The sequence below is a fragment of the Haloferax namakaokahaiae genome (assembly GCF_042663225.1).
Taxonomy (GTDB): Archaea; Halobacteriota; Halobacteria; order Halobacteriales; family Haloferacaceae; genus Haloferax; species Haloferax namakaokahaiae.
The window spans coordinates 661,890-677,973 of record NZ_JBHTAA010000001.1 but is presented as its reverse complement, the minus strand read 5'-3'; the positions used below and the strand labels follow the sequence as shown (position 1 = coordinate 677,973).

Below are 16,084 nucleotides of genomic sequence, written 5' to 3'. Positions count from 1 at the left end.
GCACTCCAGTAGTGCTGCCTAGTTGCCGAAGCCCTGGAGGACGCCGCGGCCGTCGGTGTTGCCGAGCGTCGGAAGCGACGCGCGCTCGGGGTGCGGCATCAAGACGGCGATGGACTCGTTCTCGCCGAGGATGCCCGCGACGTTGCCGCGCGACCCGTTGGGGTTGGCTTCGTCGGTGACGTTGCCGTCGGCGTCGCAGTAGCGGAACAGAATTCGATTCTCCGATTCGAGTTCCTCGTAGCCCTCGTCGTCGATTTCGAAGCGACCCTCGCCGTGGGCGATGGGGAGTTCGATGACCTCGCCTTCTTCGTAGGCGCTGGTCCACGGCGTGTCGGCGTTCTCGACGCGGAGGTAGACGCGTTCGCACTGGAAGCGGGCGCTGGCGTTCGTCGTAAACGCGCCGGGCGTCAGGCCGGACTCACAGCCGACCTGCGCGCCGTTGCAGACGCCGAGGACCGGAATTCCGTCCTCGATAGCGTCGCGGACGGCGTTCATCACGGGCGAGCGCGCGGCCATCGCGCCGCCGCGGAGGTAGTCGCCGTAGGAGAACCCGCCGGGGAGCATGATGCCCGTCGTGTTTTCCGGAAGTGGGTCTTCGTGCCAGACGCGTTCGGCCTCGAAGCCGAGGTCCGAGAGGGCCCGAACCGCGTCCCGGTCGCAGTTCGACCCACCGAACTGGATGACTGCGATCATCTCAGGCCTCGGCGACGACGACGTCGTAGTCGTGGATGGTCGGGTTCGCCAACAGGCGGTCGGCCATCTCGGTGGCGCGTTCTTCGGCGACCTCGGCGCTCTCGGCGTCGAGGTCCACTTCGTACTGCTCGGTAAAGCGCAGGGCGTCGAGTTCGAACCCGAGACGCTCTAACGCGCGCTTCGTCGTCTCCGCCTCCGGGTCCAGCACGCCGTGCTTGAGTCGCACCGTCACCGTCGCGGTGTATGTCGTCATCAGGTGCTGATGCGTAGTGATGTGCAAAAACGGTTTTGGGTTTGGTTAGTTGTTCACGAACGTGCATATTGGCTACTGGCGTTCGATATCGAGGACTTCGAGGTCCTCGTCGGCGACGAGCGTCAGCGTCTCTTCTCCCACGGTGAACTCGACGCGAGCGCGAAGCGGGTCCTCGGATTCCAGTTCGACGACTGGTTTCGTGCGCCACGCGCTCCCCCACAGGTGGGGTTGAGTGAGGTCCACGTCGTGGTCGTAGTAGAACGAGACGACCGCCGGATGGTCGATAAAGGCGAGGTGCACACTGGAGACGTGCTCGTCGTGGCACCGCTCGCAGGTGTAGGCGGCAGTCGGTCCCTCGCAGTCGTGCATGAGTAACTCGTTCGTTTCGGTCACGAGTCGGGGTTCGATACGGCCGTGACACCGCGAGCAGAAGCCGAGTCGAGCCTGCGAGAACACCGAGCGCGTGTACATGTCGGCGACGTCCGGGAGTTCGGCGTCGTCGTGGCCTTCGAAGACGCCCGGCGGGATGCTCGCACTGGTGTAGTGCGCATCGCAGTCCGCGCAGGCGATTGCGACCGTCTCGTCGGCGTACGTCGCTTCGACGCTTCCGCCACAAATCGCACAGGGCGCGCTGACCGGAACCGGTCCGATAGACTCGCCGCGGGTGTACGACCCGGCGAGAATCGCGCCGACGACCATCCACCCGGCGAGTCGCAACTCGTAGCCGCCCTCCGATTTCTTGACGAAGAGGTCGGTGAGTTTGCCGAGGTGGTAGTTGAATCGGCCGCTGTCGGCGACGCCGACGCGCTCGCGCAGTTGCGAGAACGTCAGTCGTTCGTGGGGCGAGTCGGCGAGCACGCGAAGAATCGACAACCGAGTCTCGTCGGCCAAGAGCGAAAACGCGGCTTCCGTCTCCGAGTCGATTATCTCCGATGTCTTGCGCGTAGCCATAGCGTCCGGTACGTCGCTTCCCGACTTAATCGGTTTGCGGGCGTGACTCACTGCTCTATCACCACCGTGACCGCGGCGATGACTGCGAACGGGAGTGTCAGCGCCGCGCCAAAGCCGAGTAGCCACCACCCCACGAGGAGCGGGACGGCGGCGATTGGCGCGAGGACCGCGCTCACACTCGGCGCGAGCATCGCAAGCACGATGACGACGACGAGCGGAGCGACAATCGACCGCAGCGGCGCGAGGCGGTTCTGGTGACGGAGTGGTCGTCGGGCGTTCGCAGTCATCACCCTCTGTACGCCGACGACCGTGATAATTGATAGCAGAATGGTACTTATGTACGGCCGCGAACAGAAGCGTCGTTCGGTAACTCGGTCAAACTGATTGCGGAGAGCGACAGGCGTTTACCACTCGCCCACGCAGGAAGTGTTATGTTCACCATCGAACAGCCGGAGGTGACGGCATGACAACCGACCTAACCGAAATTACGGTCATCGGAGGAGACAAGACGGGACTCATCGCCAACGTGACCACGTTGCTGTTCGAGCGCGGAATCAACATCGAGGACCTCGACCAAGCGGTCCGCGAAGGCATCTTCCGGATGACCCTTCACGCGGACACCTCGGAGATGACCACCACGCCCGAGGAACTTCGCGGTGCCCTCACGTCCCTCGGCGACGACCTCGGTGTCGATATCCAAGTCCGGTTCCCCGCAGACCGCGAGACCCGCGAAATCGCGGTGCTCGTCACGAAGGAATCGCACTGTCTGGAAGCCCTCTTCGAAGCGTGGGCGAACGACGACCTCGGTGCCGACATCTCGGTCGTCATCGGCAACCGGAGTACGCTCGAACCGCTGGCGGACCACTACGACGTTCCCTTCCACGACATCGGCGACGAGAAGGGGACCGCCAACGAGGACCGCCTCCTCGAACTGCTCGAACAGTACGACGTGGACCTCATCGTCCTCGCGCGCTACATGCGAATCCTCGGCCCGAAGGTCGTCTTCCGCTACGAGGACCGCATCATCAACATCCACCCGTCGCTCCTGCCGTCGTTCCCCGGCGCGGCCGCCTACCGACAGGCGAAAGAAGGCGGCGTCCGCATCGCGGGCGTCACCGCCCACTACGTGACGACGGACCTCGACCAAGGGCCGATTATCGCCCAGCGTGCCTTCGACGTGCCCGACGACGCGACGCTCGACGACATCAAGAACCGCGGGCAACCGCTCGAAGCCGACGCCCTGCTCGAAGCGGTGCAACTCCACCTCAACGACGCGCTCACCGTCCACCGCGGGCGGACGAGTCTCCGCGAGGAAGCCAACCGCGAAGCCTACCAACTCGGCTTGACCCGCGAAGCACAGGAGTCGAACCCCGACCGACCCGTGGACGGCATCATCGACGCCCTCGACGTGTCGAAAGAGGCGCTCGCGCCCGACCAGTCCGAAGACTGAGTCCTTTTCTCGGTCTCCCTCCCACGGAGAGGGATGACCGACACTTCCACTCCCGACTTCGGTGGCCGACCGAACGGTCCCGGCGCAGTCAAGGTGCTCGGCGAGTTCGCCCTCCGCGTCGAGTCCGTCTGTTTCGACCCCGACGGCGGGGAGAAGAACGAGCGGTACGAGTAGCCTTGAGGCCGGTTCTGTAACCTGACAGCCAATATCTTATTCACTACCTAGACTGTCTCGGAACCATGAACGTACTCAAGATTCTCGCGGAGATGGTCGAAGGATACCTCGATGGCGGCACCGACGAGGCGCTCTCGGAGGGACTCGAAGAGACCGCAGAAGAAGCGACCGGACGAGAGTTTTAGTCGTCGCTGGTGGCGTCGATTCGGGTCGAAACGAAGAGAGATTCGACCAGTACCAGTACTGGATGTTCGCGGCGAACCCCGGACTGGTCAGAGTCGGTTATATATCCCGAATCGTCGCCACCGCGTCCTCGATGTCGGGGGCGTCGAACCAGTCGTACTGCACGTACGCGTTGGTCCCCGCACAGTAGATGTCGGCGAGCGCAGTGACGATTTCGTCGGGGAGGTGTTCGGGTTCGACCGCACACTCGTCGCGCCATTCGGGTTCGCCCGTCTCCAAGGCCTCCTTTTTCGCGGCTTTGACGGCTTCGACCCACTCGGGTTGGACGCGCTTGTAGTACTGGCGGACGACTTCTTTCGAGACCTGCTGGCCGTCGTAGGAGAAGCGATTCTCGTCGAAGGTGCCGACCACGTCCGCGACTTTCACCGTTCCGTCGTGGTACAGACACTCGATTTTGCCGTCTTCGTGGCTGAACCCGGCCTGTGCGGCGCGGTCGGTGAGGATGTGGTTGACCGCGAGCGCGAGTTCTTCGAGGCGGTCGATATCGACCTTCCCGGCGATGTCGTCGGCCTCCTCACGACTCAGATAGCGGTCCTGTTCTTCGTACTTCGTGGAGAACTCGACGACGGGCTGAGGGAGTGAGACGGGTTCCTCGGGCCACTCGTCGTAGTCGAGTCCGTAGTCGGCTGGCGTGCCGCGTTTTCGGAGGCTGGACCCCACGGGCACGGTGTTCCGAAACACGACTTCGAGCGGAATCAGGTAGTTGTCGCCCGCGGCGTCGTGGTAGGCGTCGTAGTCGTACGCGCCCTCGACGTGCGGGAGGTCCGGAACCTGCGTCAGTTCGATTGCCATCTCGGTCGGCGGCGACTCGCACTCGCCGAGGTCTTTGATTTCGCCGTCTTCGACGACTCCGAGGTAGTGCGTGGGGACGTGGTTCACGTCCAGCAGTTCGAAGTTGTACGCGCCCATCAGACAGAGACTCGCGCCCTTGCTCGGGATGTGGTCGGGCATCTCGCCCCAGTCGAAGACGGAGTAGCGGTCGGTGAAGACGAAGCGGCCCCGGCCGAGGTCCGTCGCCGTCGGTTCCTCCTCGACGCGAAAGTCCTTCACGCTGGTCATGGTCGCTCCTGTGTCGGCCACCCACTAAGAACCTTCCACTTCTGTGCGCATCTTCGGAGTCTCGACGCGAGTAGTATCCACGGACGTGTATATTCTCGGCCTCTAGCGGGACGAGACGCGAGTAGTTCATCCCGATTCGGAGCCAACTGTAACCGATGTTACACACCCCCTCTGTCACCCGACTCGTCACCGAGCGCCGACTGCACGCGGCCGCCCCGGGTGGTGGCTGATGGCAGACCAGAACTCGGACGAGTTCGACGCGACGACGACCGAAGCGAGAGCGGTCGCAGCACAGGCGGGGGCCGAGCGCGACGAGTTTCTCTCGCTCATCCCGCACTACTATCGCGGCGAGGTGTCGCAATCGGGGAATCTCCTCACGCGACTCGACCTCACGACCGACTGGGCTATCGTCCTCGTCACCGTCGTCTTGGCGCTCGCGTTTCAGGGACCCGACTCTTCTGCCTACCTGTTGCTCATCGGGTTGCTCGGTGTCGTGCTCTTCTTGCTGTTCGACGTGCGGCGCTACCGCACTTTCGACGCGAGTCGCGCCCGGATTCGACTGCTCGAAGAGAACGTGTTCGCAAACGCCTTCGACCCCAGCGACGCCCCCCTCGAAGCGTGGCGCGTCGAACTCGCGGCGGACCTCCGGACGCCGACGTTGAAAGTGTCGTTCCGGGAGGCCGTCGGTCGCCGACTTCGGCGCGTCTATTACGCGATTTTCGTCTTGCTGGGGCTCGCGTGGGTCTTTCGAATCACGCTCTACGCCCCGTCGGAACCGTGGACCGTCACGGCGTCGGTACCGGGAATCTCGGGGGTGTTCATCGCCGGACTCGTCGCGCTCTTCTTCGTCGCCATCACCGCCTTGACGTTCTGGCCGTACGAGCGCGAGGCACGCGGCGAGTTCCACGGCGAAGAGCCGGGTCGCTGGCGACGAGAGCGCTGACCCCCGAACCCCGATTCGGCGACGAAGTCGGGGGGGCCGCCCTCGACGATTCAGGAGTAGAACGGTTCCTCGTCGCGGTGGTTATCGACGTTCTCGGTCTCTTTTGCTTCCTCGGCCCGCATCTCGTCTTCCTCGTCCGGTTCCTCGGCTTCGTCCGGGTTCTCCGCGTCGATTTCCTCGCTCTCTTCGGGCGACGAGGCACCGGCGTCGCCACCACCTTCGACGGTGATTCCGTGGCCCTCGTCGTCTTCGATGTCGGGGTCGCGGTCGGTCACGTCCGCTTCGGTGTCGTCGGACATTGGACTTCGATGTGGGGGCGCGAGCGCAAAATAGCTAATTGGGCCTGTCCCCGACGGTCTGGAACGCGAACCACTTCGCACTGGCGAGAGTCGTAGAGTGGTGTGACTCTCAGGCGAACTCTTCGTGCAGGTACGCGCCGAGGTAGCCACCGAGGGCGCTGAGACCGACGGTGTAGAGCAGCGTGAGGGCGAAGACGAACAGGCCGATAACGGCGAAGCCGAGGAGACCAAGTCCGACTTCTGACGGCGCGAAGATGGCGAAGAAACTGAAGAACAGGAAGACGATGGCACCGATGACGAGACCGACGAGGCTCAGGAAGACGCCCGAGAGCGCGCCGGATTTGAGCGCGAGGTCACGGTCGCTTCCGGTGAGATAGCCGGCGACTGCGCCGCCCAGAATCGGAGAGAAGGGGATGAACGAGACGACGACGCTCACGGCCGCGCCGACGAGCGCCGAGAAGAGGATGCTCTCGTTGTCGTCCTGTAGCGATGGTTGTGACATGGCTGAACCCATGCAACCCGGTGGCCTAATCCTTTCTCTGCGTCGGACCGCACGGAGTCGCGTGATTTCGACTCCGGCGGAGGCCACCGGGACCGCCCCGTTTTTACGACCGTGGGTCGTGGCTCTCTAACATGGCTGGTCCCCCACGCGACGACTTCGGATTCGAGCACCTTCCCGAAACCGACCAGTCGTTCGAAAACGCCTTGCAGAAGGCGCGAGCGGGGGCACGACTCACCGTCGATGACGGCGTCGAACTGATGACGACCGGAACCGAGTTCGACGGTATCGACCCCGTTCGAAAGGAACTCGTCCTCGAAGCGGCCGACCGCCGACGCGCCGAGATGGTCGGCGACGAGGTAACGTTCGTCGCCAATTTGAACAACAACGTGACGACGGCGTGTACGACCGGGTGCCTGTTCTGCAACTTCAAGAACACCGCCCACTTGTTCGAATCGGATTCGGATATCGAACACTCGGGCTTTACCAAGTCGCCCGAGGAGTCGCGCGAAATCGTCGAACGCGCGGTCGATATGGGAATCTACGAGGTCACCTCCGTCTCCGGCCTCCACCCGGCGCTCGTCCTCGACGAGGAACACCGCGAGATTCTCGAATCCTACGACAACCCCGCCGCGGAGGTGAACTACAAACCGCCCGCGGTGTACGACGCCGACCCTGTGAGCTACACCACCCAGTTGGACGCGATGTCCGTCGATGGCGTCCACGTCCACTCGATGACACCCGAAGAGGCTCATCACGCCAAACGCGGCACCGACTGGAGTTACGAAGACGTGTATCGCCGACTCGCGGACGCGGGCCTCGACAGCGCTCCCGGAACCGCCGCTGAGATTCTCGTCCCCGAGGTGCGCGACGTGATTTGCCCGGGCAAAATCGGCACCGACGAGTGGGTCGCCGGGATGGAAGGCGCGATGGACGCCGGGTTGGACGTGACCGCGACTATCATGTACGGCCACGTCGAGAACGAGATGCACCGCGTGCGCCACTTGAAAGTCGTCCGCGACTTGCAGGACCGCTACGGCGGCATCAGGGAGTTCGTCCCGCTCTCGTTCGTCTACCAGAACACGCCGCTCTACGACCGCGGCCTCGTCACGGGCGGCGCGTCGGACGACGAAGACGAACTCATGATTGCCGTCGCGCGCCTCTTCTTAGACAACGTGGAGCACATCCAGTCCTCGTGGGTGAAGTTCGGCAACGCGAAAGCGCTGAAACTGCTCAACTGCGGCGCGGACGACCTGATGGGGACGATTCTCTCCGAGGAGATTACCAAGCGCGCCGGCGGCGAGTTCGGCGAGTTCCGCTCGTTCGACGACTACGTCGAGATGATAACCGCAATCGGCCGCCACCCGGTCGAGCGCTCGACCGACTACCGGACGCGCCGCCCGCTCGACATCGACGACGGGCCGCACGGGCCGATGCTCGGGCCGCGGGCCGACGGCACGCCGATGTTGACGAACCAAGACTCGCCCGCGGCGGCGGATGACTGAGGGACGAGTGCGATGAAGGTGCGAGTGCGATGATGGCGACGACGCACGCCGCGGCGGGCCTGTCGCTCGCAACCGCGCTCGTCGTGGTCGCCCCCGAGTTCGCAACGGTCGCGGCGATTGCCGCGCTCGTCGGCGGCGTCTTCCCCGACGTTGACCTGTTCGTCGGTACCCACCGCAAGAGCCTGCACTTTCCCGTCTACTACACCGTGGCCGGACTTCTCGTCGGCGCGTTCGCACTTGCTTTTCCGGGGCCGCTCCTCGTCGCTGTCGCGTTCTTCTTCCTCTCTGCGGGAGTGCACTCCATCACGGACTGGTTCGGCGCAGGCGACGAGTTGCGGCCGTGGAATCGAACGTCTCCGCGGGCGGTGTACGTCCATCCACTTCGTCGCTGGCTTCGCCCGAAGTACATCGTCCGGTACGACGGCGCGCCCGAAGACCTCGCGTTGACGCTGCTCTTGTTCGTCCCCGGCTTTCTCGCCTTCGACGGCGCGATTCGCGTGTTCGTCGCCGTCGGCGTCGCTATCGCACTCTTCTACACGGGATTCCGCAAGCGGATGCCCGAGTGGTTCGGCATCTGAGTGCTGGTGTCAGTCAGGATAGTTTTGGAAGCGCGAGCGGTCCCTCGCCGCGTGCAACGTCGCGGAGGCGCGACCCGTGCACGTCGTTCTCTTCGAGGCGGTCGGCGATGGGCGTGCGAAGCCACGCGCCGTCGTCTGCCCCGGACGCGACATCGTCGTCCTCACTTCTGAACGCGTCAGGGAGGAACCGGTTGTAGACGGGCAGTCGCTCTTCGAGCGGCACACCCGCCGAATCGGCAATCTCGACGAGTTCTTCGAGTGCGGGCCACGCGTAGTCCGGGTTGATGTAGTCGTCAGTGACCGGCGAGACGCCGCCGAGGTCATCGACGCCGCACTCGACGAGTTCCGTCGCGTTCGAGAGGTTCGGTGGCACTTGCACCGAAATCTCTTCGGGCAGGGCGACGCGGGCCATCGCAACCACGCGGCGCATCGTTTCGAGCGACGGGCGCTCGAACGACGACCGCTCGTTGGGGACGACGTTCTGGACGATGACTTCCTGTACGTGTCCGTACCGCTCGTGGAGTTCCCGAATCGCAAGGAGACTTTCCGCTCGGTCGCGCCACGTCTCGCCGATACCGACGAGGATGCCGGTCGTGAAGGGCATGCCGACCTCGCCCGCGGCGCGGATGGTGTTGAGTCGCTGGCCGGGCGTCTTTCGGCGGCCGCCGGAGTGGGCGGCCACGTCGGCGGTCGTCTCCAGCATCACGCCCATACTCGCGTTGACGGGCGCGAGCATCTCGAACGACTCGCGGGTCAGGTCGCCGGGGTTCGAGTGCGGGAGCAACCCTTCTTCGAGCGCGATTTCGCAGGCCCGATAGAGGTAGTCGCGGATGCTCTCGTAGCCCCACTCGTCGAGTTGGCGATGGATTTCGGTGTAGCGCTCGTCGGGGTCGTCGCCGAAGGTGAACAGAGCCTCGGTACACCCGGCGTCCGCGCCGCGCCTGACGGCCGTGCGGATTTCCTCGGGCGACATGAGCGTCGCCTCGCCCGGCACGTCGTAGTAGGTGCAGTAGGTGCAGGTGTAGCGACACGCCGTCGTGAGCGGGATGAAGACGTTCCGCGAGAACGACAGCGACGTGGGTGCCGACACGTCGTCGGGAGTGACTGCCAGCAATCGCTCGACAGCGGCCGGGTCGATGTCGAGTTCGATGTCGTACTCGTCTGCACCCACAAACATACCTCTCGGTCTGTCGTGGACCCTCAAAAACGTGTCACTCGTGGTCGGTCGTCGAATCGAAATGGAGTCGAGTGGTGGTGCCAGACACTTCCCGACTCACCGAAGAGCGGTGTTGCGTGCAAGACGACTTGCTGTCGAATTGCTGATTATCCCACACTGCAATTCGGTCCACTCCGCCTCACGCGTCGTCTCGGCGACGGCACGGGAGGGCGCGGCACGCGTGGCCTCAGTTCCCGCCGGGCACACGTCTATCACCGCGCCACTTGCTATTTGTTGGCATACACTAAGGACCTATCGGCGATTTCGGCGGCTGGTCACCCGACTTCCTGAGTCGTGCAGTTCGACGCCTGCTTCGACGAGCCACGCCCGAGCGTGGCCTTCACCGTGGATGAGAACCTCTGCGAGGTCTCTCGGCTCGTCGATATCGATGGCCAACCGCATCGAGTCGAGTTCGGTCATCGTCGCGCCGATATCGCGCGCGATTCGGCGGTGGTCACGAATCGACGCGCCGTGGTAATCGACGGTGAACTCAGGGTGTCGCACGACGAGCGCGTTCGTCCCGCCGCCGAGACCGGGTGCGGCGACGATATCGCCCCGCGTTTCGAACAGTCTGGAAATCGATTCGGGCGTCGCCAGCGCGAGGTCCGACATGACGACGGCGATTGGTTCGTCGCCGCCGAGTCGCGCCGCGACCGCCTCGGTCAGCGGGCGGTCGTCCAGTTCGACGGGAACGTCGAGCGACGCCTCGAACGGGGCGTCCGCGACGACGACCGGGTCGTGGCCGCAGAGCGCGTCGAGCACGTCGCGGAGCATCGCCACTGCGAGTTCGCGCCGTTCTTCGAGTGAGAAGAGAGAGTCGAGTCGCGTCTTCGGGGAGCGAACCCCGAACGGGACGACGACCCGCACGAGAATCAGCCCAGTTTGTCGTAGGTGTCCTGCTGGGAGCGCCAGTAGAGGAATCCACCGACGAGCAGGCCGACGACGACGAGTCCGCCCACCGCGTAGATGAGCAGTTGAGTCGTTTGGCTCGATTGGTCTGCTTGGTTCGCGCGCGTCTCGGCCTCTTCGGCCAGCGTCGTTGCGAGGTCGAAGTTACCGCTGTTGTAGGCATCGACGGCGTTGTTGAACGACTGCTCGGCCTCCTGGGTGTTGCCGCTCGACGTTGCAATCGCCGCCTCGGCCGAATCTAACGCTGTCCGCGCGGCCGCGCTCTCGTCGGTGTTGTGGGTCGCGCTCCACGAACCGATGTCGTTGCTGGAACCGCCTTCGCGGGTCTGGTTGAGCGACATGACCGTGAAGGACTGGGCGGGGTCGTAGGAGTACTCCTCGACTTCCGGCACCGTCCCGGTCACTTTGACTTCGACTTCGCTCGTCCCGTCAGCGGCGGCGATTTCGCCACCGGTGAAGTTCTGCCCGTCGAAGGACTCCTGGCCGACTTTCGCACCCGTCTGGTCGTAGTACGTGACGGTCCACGTCACGGACTCCAGTTCCGTGTTCCCAGCGAGGGTCCACGATTCGAGCTGTGGGTTCTGATACAACTCGTCGAGGGTGACGGATGCCGTCACCTGGTCGCCAACGGCCGCTTCCGAGGGAACGTCCTCGGACGCGACGCTGACGGCACCTGCCGGGACCGCAACGACCGACAGGAGCACGACGAGTGCGAACGCCAGCTTAGAAAAGCGACTCCAGTTCGTCTTCGTCATCGTTTACGAGGTTCTCCAAGTTGGAATCGCTCTCCTCTCGAATCTCTTCGATGTTGTCCTGCGCTTCGATAGCGACTTGCTGCAGCTCTTTGATGCGCGGGACGTTCGTCACGCCCGAGAGCAGGATGACACTGGCGACCTTACTGGCACCCGGAATCGGGTAGTCACCGCCGCGAACTTCCATGGAACCGGTCTGCTCCTCGATCCACTTCCGCCCGCGCTCTATGCCTTTTCTGTTCAGGTGCTCCGGTGGGCCAGCCAAGACGAGGAGTGCGCGCTCGGTGCCTTCGATTTCACACGGGAGGGTCAGGCGGCCGAGTGCGGCCTTGCGCACGAGGCTCGTGATTCGGTTGGTGGTGTGAGCGGTGTCGAGGTTGTCGTCGGTCTCGTTGCCGCCGGTGATGCGGGACAACAGGCCGCCGCTCTTCTTCTTGGGTTCGACACCTTCGGACGCGTAGCCGACGGTGGAGACGCCGCCGCCAGCGAGCGTGTTGATGATTTCGGAGGAGTCAACGACACTCTCTGCGACTTCCTGGCCGTCGGTGACCTCACCCGCGCCGAAGAGCACGCCGAAGCGGTTGACGATCTCTTCGTTGATTTCGTCGTAGCCGCCTTGGACGGACTCGCCGGTCTTGCGCCACGCGTCGTTGTCGAACACGAGGAGGTTGTCTACCTCGCGGACGAACGTCTGGAACGAGCGTGCGGCGTTCAGGGTGTAGATGCCACCTTCGTCGGAGCCGGGGAGCACACCGAGCCCGTAGACGGGTTCGGTGTAGATGCGCTTGAGGTGCTTTGCGAGCACGGGCGCACCGCCGGAGCCGGTGCCACCACCGAGACCAGAGACGACGAGGAAGGCGTCCACTTCGTGGACGGGGATGCTGTCGATCGCACCCTGTACTTCGTCGATGTCTTCCTCGGCGATTTCCGCGCCGAGTTCGTTGTCCGCACCGACCCCGTGTCCCTTCACGCGGGACTGGCCGATGAGGACGCGCTGGTCCTTCGGGATGTTTTTCAATCCGAGCAAGTCGGCTTTCGCAGAGTTGACTGCGACGGCCGCGCGGACGATGCCCGCGTTGCGTTGGCGGTCGTATTCGACAAATTTGTCGACGATTTTTCCACCAGCTTGCCCGAATCCGATCATTGCAAGCTTCATAGGTTCGGTCCCCTCGCCATTGCGTGAATGCCAGTACTAACGTGACTATAAGCGTTGTGATGAATAAGTGTACCTACGTAGACACGTTGGGTGGAAAAAACGGGGGACGGAGGGCGGTCGTTAACCTACCATTATACTTTTTGGCCGTTTACTAACGGGGATAAAATTGCGGTTTTTATATGAGGTTAATCGGACCGCTTGCGCGCACCCCGAAAATCAGGTACGCTCAGCGAGGTATTGTTGGAGAGTTTTCATGTCTGCACCGGTGACATCGAAGGCTCCGATTTGGTTGTCGGTGGTCGTGTTGTCGAACTGGAGCGACCGGTACTGGTCGGGTCCCATGGGGAACCCCGGCACCGCACCCAAGACGGTGAGACCGACCCCCGCGAGCGCCATCGGCAGCGGGACGATCGAGACCGACTTGTTCTCGGCGTCGTACACCATCTCCGTGATGTCGCGGAGGGTGAGTACTTCCGGTCCGCCAATCTCGTACGTCTGTCCGACGTGCGCCTCGTCTTCGACTGCGTCCGCGAGCATCGGCACGAGGTCGCCGACCCAAATCGGTTGGAATCGCGTCTTTCCGTTTCCGGGAAGCGGGTAGAGCGGGACTCCCGGTGCGAACATCCCTTTGAGCCGTTTCGTGAAGGAGACGAACTCGCCGCCGTCGCCGAAGACGACGGAGGGTCGAAAGATGACCCAGTCGAGGTCGGAGTCGGTGACCGCTCTCTCGGCGTTGCCCTTCGACCGGATGTACGCGGTATCGCCGTTCGGGTCGGCACCGAGTGCACTCATCTGGACGAATCGAGAGACGCCGTGTTCTTCGGCCGCGTTGACGGCGTTCACGGTGCCCTGCCGGTGGATGATATCGTGCATCTTGTTGCCGCCTTTCGGTTCGAACAGCGGCGAGAGGGCGACGAGGTTCACCACCGCGTCCTTCCCGTCGAACGCGTCCGCGATGGAGTCGTAGTCCGTGACATCGCCTGCGACTCCCTCGACACCGTCTGGGAGGTCCGCACTGCTGGGGTCCCGTGACAGCGCTGTCACGTCGTGTCCGCGCGAGGATAGCTCTCGGCACAGGTGTGTTCCGATGAATCCACTGCCGCCGACGACAAGCACGTTCATGCCATAATGTTCGACGGAATGACGGTAAAGCTAACGGGCGATACCGGTGTATTTCGCCCGATAACGCTCCGACGGCAAGGCATTCGAGGTCCTGAGTGGGCGAGGTCGAAGAGCCGTTCGAGCGCGCTCGGTGACGACACCCACCGAGGTTCGGGGCGCTTTTTCGTGCGGGGGGTCTCAGAGGAGGTATGCTCATCACCCTCGAAGGACTCGACGGGAGCGGAAAGACCACCGTCTGGGAGGCCCTCCACGACACCTACCCCGACGCGGTCTTCACCCGCGAGCCGACGGACGATTCGTGGTACGGTGAGGCGGTCAACCGCGCTATCGCGGACGACGACGCCGACCCGTTGGCGACGCTCTTTCTCTTCACTGCCGACCACGCAGACCATCTCTCGCGCGTGATTCGGCCGAACCTCGCCGACGGCGAACTCGTCATCTCCGACCGCTACTCCGACTCGCGCTACGCCTACCAAGCCGCCTCGCTCCGCGACACCGACCTCGACCGCCCGATGGAGTACATCATGGGCATCCACGCCGCCTTCTCGCGCACCCCGGACAAGACCATCTACCTCGACGTGGACCCGGAGACGGCCGCGGCGCGAAGCGGTTCGACCAACAAGTTCGAACAGGCCGCGTACCTCGCGGACGTGCGTGCGAACTACGAACGACTCATCGAGGCCGAACCGGAGCGGTTCGTCCGCGTCGATGCGACGCAAGCGCCAGAAGACGTCCTCGACGCTGTCGAAGCGGCGCTCGAAGAGATTCTCGAACAAGCCAACTAGCTACCGCGAGTCGGGCATATTCTCGTACTCTTCCGGCGGCGGGACGTACAGCGTGTCGATGGTAAAGCCGAGCACGAGCGGCATCCCAATCATCACGCCGATGGCGGCGGCCGGACTTCCGAGGTTGACACCGATGCCGAGGACGCCCGTGAAGACGAGCGTCGAGAAGAACAGCACCAGTGGAATGAGAAGCAGGGAGTAGACGATGTACCCCCACTGGGTGCTCAGGCGGAGGCGGAAAAAACGCGTCATGACCGCCGCGATGAGCGTGTGGAAGAGGATGACGACCCCCATGAGGACGAGGGAGACGACTGAGACCATACCCGCGCTACGGAGTGAGGCGTCTTTGGCCTGTCGTTCCCGGACGTACGCGTCGGTCGAACCGACTGTCGTGTGGTGAATCTGTTTCTGAGTGGTGATGTTTATCATGAAGGAGCGTGAGAAATCGCTATGCATCGACTCATCGACGAGCGCGGGTTGGCCGACACCGACTTCACCGAGGACGATGCCCGCGCTGCGCTCCGCGACATGATTCGAGCGCGCCGATTCGACGAGCGCGCACTAGCCCTCCAACGACGCGGTTGGATGAGCGGCTATCCGCCCTATCGGGGTCAGGAAGCCTCGCAAATCGGGGCGGCCCACGCCATGCGCGAGGACGACGTGTTGTTGCCGACCTATCGCTCCAACGCGCTCCAACTGGCTCGCGGCGTCCCGCCGAGCGACATGTTCCTGTTCCGCCGTGGATATTCGGAGTACGAGTCCGACCACGGACTGCCGATTTTCCCGCAGGCGGTCCCGATTGCCAGTCAGATTCCCCACGCCGCCGGCGTCGGTATGGCCTCCAACTACACCGACGACGACTACGCCGCACTCGTCTGTTTCGGCGACGGTGCGACTTCAGAGGGCGACTTCCACGTGGGTCTGAACTTCGCCGGCGTGTTCGACGCGCCCGTCGTCTTCTTCTGTGAGAACAACGGGTGGGCGATTTCACTTCCACAGGAAAAGCAGACGGCCAGTGAATCCATCGCGGTCAAGGCCGAAGCCTACGGAATCGAGGGGATTCAAGTCGATGGGAACGACCCGCTCGCAGTGAGAGAAGTCGTCGAGAAATCCCTCGAACACGCCCGCGACGGCAACCCGGTGCTCATCGAGAGCCTCACCTACCGACAGGGACCGCACACGACCGCGGACGACCCCTCGCGCTACCGCGACGGACAACAGGACATGCCCGAGTGGCGCCGTCGTGACCCGCTCGAACGGTTCGAGGAGTTCTGTCGAACACGCGACATCGCCGACGACGAACTCATCGAGTCGATGTACGACGATGCCGACGAAGAGCTTCGAGAGGCGGTGAGCGTCGCAGAGGCTGCCGACGAACCCGGTCCCGACGAGTTGTTCGACTACGTGTACGCAGAGCACACGCCGGAACTCGAAGCCCAGCGTGCCGAAGTGATGGAGTTCGTCGAGAAACACGGCCCGTCCCACATCGACCGCTGA

At 63.6% G+C, this 16,084-nt stretch carries 20 protein-coding genes; 7 read left to right on the top strand and 13 right to left on the bottom strand.

The genetic code is table 11. The annotated features are described in order from the left end of the window. Window positions 1-18: 18 nt before the first annotated feature. The 4 genes from purQ to ACFQJC_RS03715 form a co-directional block, all read right to left on the bottom strand. Window positions 19-693, bottom strand: coding sequence for a phosphoribosylformylglycinamidine synthase I (gene purQ / locus ACFQJC_RS03730; RefSeq protein ID WP_390221908.1), 675 nt, complete (start codon window positions 691-693; stop codon window positions 19-21). 1 nt (window position 694) lies between these two features. Then, window positions 695-946, bottom strand: coding sequence for a phosphoribosylformylglycinamidine synthase subunit PurS (gene purS, locus ACFQJC_RS03725; RefSeq protein WP_390221907.1), 252 nt, complete (start codon window positions 944-946; stop codon window positions 695-697). A 72-nt stretch (window positions 947-1,018) separates the two neighbouring features. Then, window positions 1,019-1,897, bottom strand: a complete 879-nt coding sequence (locus ACFQJC_RS03720; RefSeq protein ID WP_390221906.1) for a winged helix-turn-helix domain-containing protein — start codon at window positions 1,895-1,897, stop codon at window positions 1,019-1,021. Between the two features lie 47 nt (window positions 1,898-1,944). Continuing rightward, a complete protein-coding gene (locus tag ACFQJC_RS03715) occupies window positions 1,945-2,184 on the bottom strand; it encodes a hypothetical protein (protein WP_390221905.1) in 240 nt (79 codons plus the stop codon). Between the two features lie 176 nt (window positions 2,185-2,360). Here ACFQJC_RS03715 and ACFQJC_RS03710 point away from each other — a divergent pair, with 176 nt between their 5' ends. Beyond that, window positions 2,361-3,347 (top strand): formyltetrahydrofolate deformylase, encoded by a 987-nt coding sequence (locus ACFQJC_RS03710; protein ID WP_390221904.1) that lies wholly within the window; start codon window positions 2,361-2,363, stop codon window positions 3,345-3,347. A 33-nt stretch (window positions 3,348-3,380) separates the two neighbouring features. After that, entirely contained in the window at window positions 3,381-3,521 is a 141-nt protein-coding gene (locus ACFQJC_RS03705; RefSeq protein ID WP_390221903.1) for a hypothetical protein, read from the top strand. Window positions 3,522-3,803: 282 nt separating this feature from the next. Here ACFQJC_RS03705 and ACFQJC_RS03700 read toward each other — a convergent pair whose 3' ends face one another. Next, window positions 3,804-4,823 carry a phosphoribosylaminoimidazolesuccinocarboxamide synthase gene (locus ACFQJC_RS03700; RefSeq protein WP_390221902.1) on the bottom strand — a complete coding sequence of 340 codons (1,020 nt, stop codon included), beginning with the start codon at window positions 4,821-4,823 and terminating at the stop codon, window positions 3,804-3,806. 229 nt (window positions 4,824-5,052) lie between these two features. Here ACFQJC_RS03700 and ACFQJC_RS03695 point away from each other — a divergent pair, with 229 nt between their 5' ends. Further along, entirely contained in the window at window positions 5,053-5,766 is a 714-nt protein-coding gene (locus ACFQJC_RS03695) for a DUF2270 domain-containing protein (RefSeq protein WP_390221901.1), read from the top strand. 50 nt (window positions 5,767-5,816) lie between these two features. Here the strand turns inward: ACFQJC_RS03695 and ACFQJC_RS03690 are convergent, their stop codons facing one another. Beyond that, on the bottom strand, window positions 5,817-6,065 hold the full coding sequence (locus ACFQJC_RS03690) for a hypothetical protein (RefSeq protein ID WP_390221900.1): 249 nt from the start codon (window positions 6,063-6,065) through the stop codon (window positions 5,817-5,819). A gap of 109 nt (window positions 6,066-6,174) precedes the next feature. After that, window positions 6,175-6,567, bottom strand: coding sequence for a DUF5518 domain-containing protein (locus tag ACFQJC_RS03685; protein WP_390221899.1), 393 nt, complete (start codon window positions 6,565-6,567; stop codon window positions 6,175-6,177). A gap of 131 nt (window positions 6,568-6,698) precedes the next feature. Here ACFQJC_RS03685 and cofH point away from each other — a divergent pair, with 131 nt between their 5' ends. Beyond that, the gene (cofH, locus tag ACFQJC_RS03680) at window positions 6,699-8,069 is read left to right on the top strand and encodes a 7,8-didemethyl-8-hydroxy-5-deazariboflavin synthase subunit CofH (RefSeq protein WP_390221898.1); all 1,371 of its coding nucleotides are present in this window, start codon (window positions 6,699-6,701) and stop codon (window positions 8,067-8,069) included. A gap of 29 nt (window positions 8,070-8,098) precedes the next feature. Further along, window positions 8,099-8,647 carry a metal-dependent hydrolase gene (locus tag ACFQJC_RS03675; RefSeq protein WP_390221897.1) on the top strand — a complete coding sequence of 183 codons (549 nt, stop codon included), beginning with the start codon at window positions 8,099-8,101 and terminating at the stop codon, window positions 8,645-8,647. A gap of 13 nt (window positions 8,648-8,660) precedes the next feature. On the opposite strand, the gene cofG is transcribed toward ACFQJC_RS03675, so the two are convergent. The 5 genes from cofG to ACFQJC_RS03650 form a co-directional block, all read right to left on the bottom strand. After that, the gene (gene cofG / locus ACFQJC_RS03670; RefSeq protein ID WP_390221896.1) at window positions 8,661-9,824 is read right to left on the bottom strand and encodes a 7,8-didemethyl-8-hydroxy-5-deazariboflavin synthase subunit CofG; all 1,164 of its coding nucleotides are present in this window, start codon (window positions 9,822-9,824) and stop codon (window positions 8,661-8,663) included. A 291-nt stretch (window positions 9,825-10,115) separates the two neighbouring features. Next, a complete protein-coding gene (gene cofC, locus ACFQJC_RS03665) occupies window positions 10,116-10,730 on the bottom strand; it encodes a 2-phospho-L-lactate guanylyltransferase (protein ID WP_390221895.1) in 615 nt (204 codons plus the stop codon). 5 nt (window positions 10,731-10,735) lie between these two features. Further along, window positions 10,736-11,527, bottom strand: coding sequence for a hypothetical protein (locus tag ACFQJC_RS03660; protein ID WP_390221894.1), 792 nt, complete (start codon window positions 11,525-11,527; stop codon window positions 10,736-10,738). Further along, a complete protein-coding gene (locus ACFQJC_RS03655) occupies window positions 11,496-12,680 on the bottom strand; it encodes a tubulin/FtsZ family protein (protein WP_390221893.1) in 1,185 nt (394 codons plus the stop codon). The genes ACFQJC_RS03660 and ACFQJC_RS03655 overlap by 32 nt, the downstream gene beginning before the upstream one ends. 216 nt (window positions 12,681-12,896) lie before the next feature. After that, window positions 12,897-13,802, bottom strand: coding sequence for a complex I NDUFA9 subunit family protein (locus ACFQJC_RS03650; RefSeq protein WP_390221892.1), 906 nt, complete (start codon window positions 13,800-13,802; stop codon window positions 12,897-12,899). Window positions 13,803-13,990: 188 nt separating this feature from the next. Here ACFQJC_RS03650 and tmk point away from each other — a divergent pair, with 188 nt between their 5' ends. Beyond that, complete coding sequence (gene tmk, locus ACFQJC_RS03645) at window positions 13,991-14,587, top strand: dTMP kinase (protein ID WP_390221891.1); 597 nt, start codon at window positions 13,991-13,993, stop codon at window positions 14,585-14,587. On the opposite strand, the gene ACFQJC_RS03640 is transcribed toward tmk, so the two are convergent. Then, complete coding sequence (locus tag ACFQJC_RS03640) at window positions 14,588-14,908, bottom strand: hypothetical protein (RefSeq protein WP_390222327.1); 321 nt, start codon at window positions 14,906-14,908, stop codon at window positions 14,588-14,590. It abuts the gene before it with no gap. A gap of 129 nt (window positions 14,909-15,037) precedes the next feature. On the opposite strand from ACFQJC_RS03640, the gene ACFQJC_RS03635 reads away from it, so the two are divergent. Next, window positions 15,038-16,084, top strand: a complete 1,047-nt coding sequence (locus ACFQJC_RS03635) for a thiamine pyrophosphate-dependent dehydrogenase E1 component subunit alpha (protein ID WP_390221890.1) — start codon at window positions 15,038-15,040, stop codon at window positions 16,082-16,084.

Bases quoted from the DNA above. Each gene is read 5' to 3' on its own strand.
- purQ (WP_390221908.1), bottom strand. From the start codon at position 693: ATGATCGCAGTCATCCAGTTCGGTGGGTCGAACTGCGACCGGGACGCG.
- ACFQJC_RS03705 (WP_390221903.1), top strand. From the start codon at position 3,381: ATGACCGACACTTCCACTCCCGACTTCGGTGGCCGACCGAACGGTCCC.
- ACFQJC_RS03635 (WP_390221890.1), top strand. From the start codon at position 15,038: ATGCATCGACTCATCGACGAGCGCGGGTTGGCCGACACCGACTTCACC.
- ACFQJC_RS03640 (WP_390222327.1), bottom strand. From the start codon at position 14,908: ATGGTCTCAGTCGTCTCCCTCGTCCTCATGGGGGTCGTCATCCTCTTC.
- ACFQJC_RS03655 (WP_390221893.1), bottom strand. From the start codon at position 12,680: ATGAAGCTTGCAATGATCGGATTCGGGCAAGCTGGTGGAAAAATCGTC.
- cofH (WP_390221898.1), top strand. From the start codon at position 6,699: ATGGCTGGTCCCCCACGCGACGACTTCGGATTCGAGCACCTTCCCGAA.
- ACFQJC_RS03710 (WP_390221904.1), top strand. From the start codon at position 2,361: ATGACAACCGACCTAACCGAAATTACGGTCATCGGAGGAGACAAGACG.
- ACFQJC_RS03675 (WP_390221897.1), top strand. From the start codon at position 8,099: ATGATGGCGACGACGCACGCCGCGGCGGGCCTGTCGCTCGCAACCGCG.
- ACFQJC_RS03685 (WP_390221899.1), bottom strand. From the start codon at position 6,567: ATGTCACAACCATCGCTACAGGACGACAACGAGAGCATCCTCTTCTCG.
- ACFQJC_RS03660 (WP_390221894.1), bottom strand. From the start codon at position 11,527: ATGACGAAGACGAACTGGAGTCGCTTTTCTAAGCTGGCGTTCGCACTC.
- ACFQJC_RS03695 (WP_390221901.1), top strand. From the start codon at position 5,053: ATGGCAGACCAGAACTCGGACGAGTTCGACGCGACGACGACCGAAGCG.
- ACFQJC_RS03700 (WP_390221902.1), bottom strand. From the start codon at position 4,823: ATGACCAGCGTGAAGGACTTTCGCGTCGAGGAGGAACCGACGGCGACG.
- cofG (WP_390221896.1), bottom strand. From the start codon at position 9,824: ATGTTTGTGGGTGCAGACGAGTACGACATCGAACTCGACATCGACCCG.
- ACFQJC_RS03720 (WP_390221906.1), bottom strand. From the start codon at position 1,897: ATGGCTACGCGCAAGACATCGGAGATAATCGACTCGGAGACGGAAGCC.
- ACFQJC_RS03715 (WP_390221905.1), bottom strand. From the start codon at position 2,184: ATGACTGCGAACGCCCGACGACCACTCCGTCACCAGAACCGCCTCGCG.
- tmk (WP_390221891.1), top strand. From the start codon at position 13,991: ATGCTCATCACCCTCGAAGGACTCGACGGGAGCGGAAAGACCACCGTC.
- ACFQJC_RS03650 (WP_390221892.1), bottom strand. From the start codon at position 13,802: ATGAACGTGCTTGTCGTCGGCGGCAGTGGATTCATCGGAACACACCTG.
- purS (WP_390221907.1), bottom strand. From the start codon at position 946: ATGACGACATACACCGCGACGGTGACGGTGCGACTCAAGCACGGCGTG.
- ACFQJC_RS03690 (WP_390221900.1), bottom strand. From the start codon at position 6,065: ATGTCCGACGACACCGAAGCGGACGTGACCGACCGCGACCCCGACATC.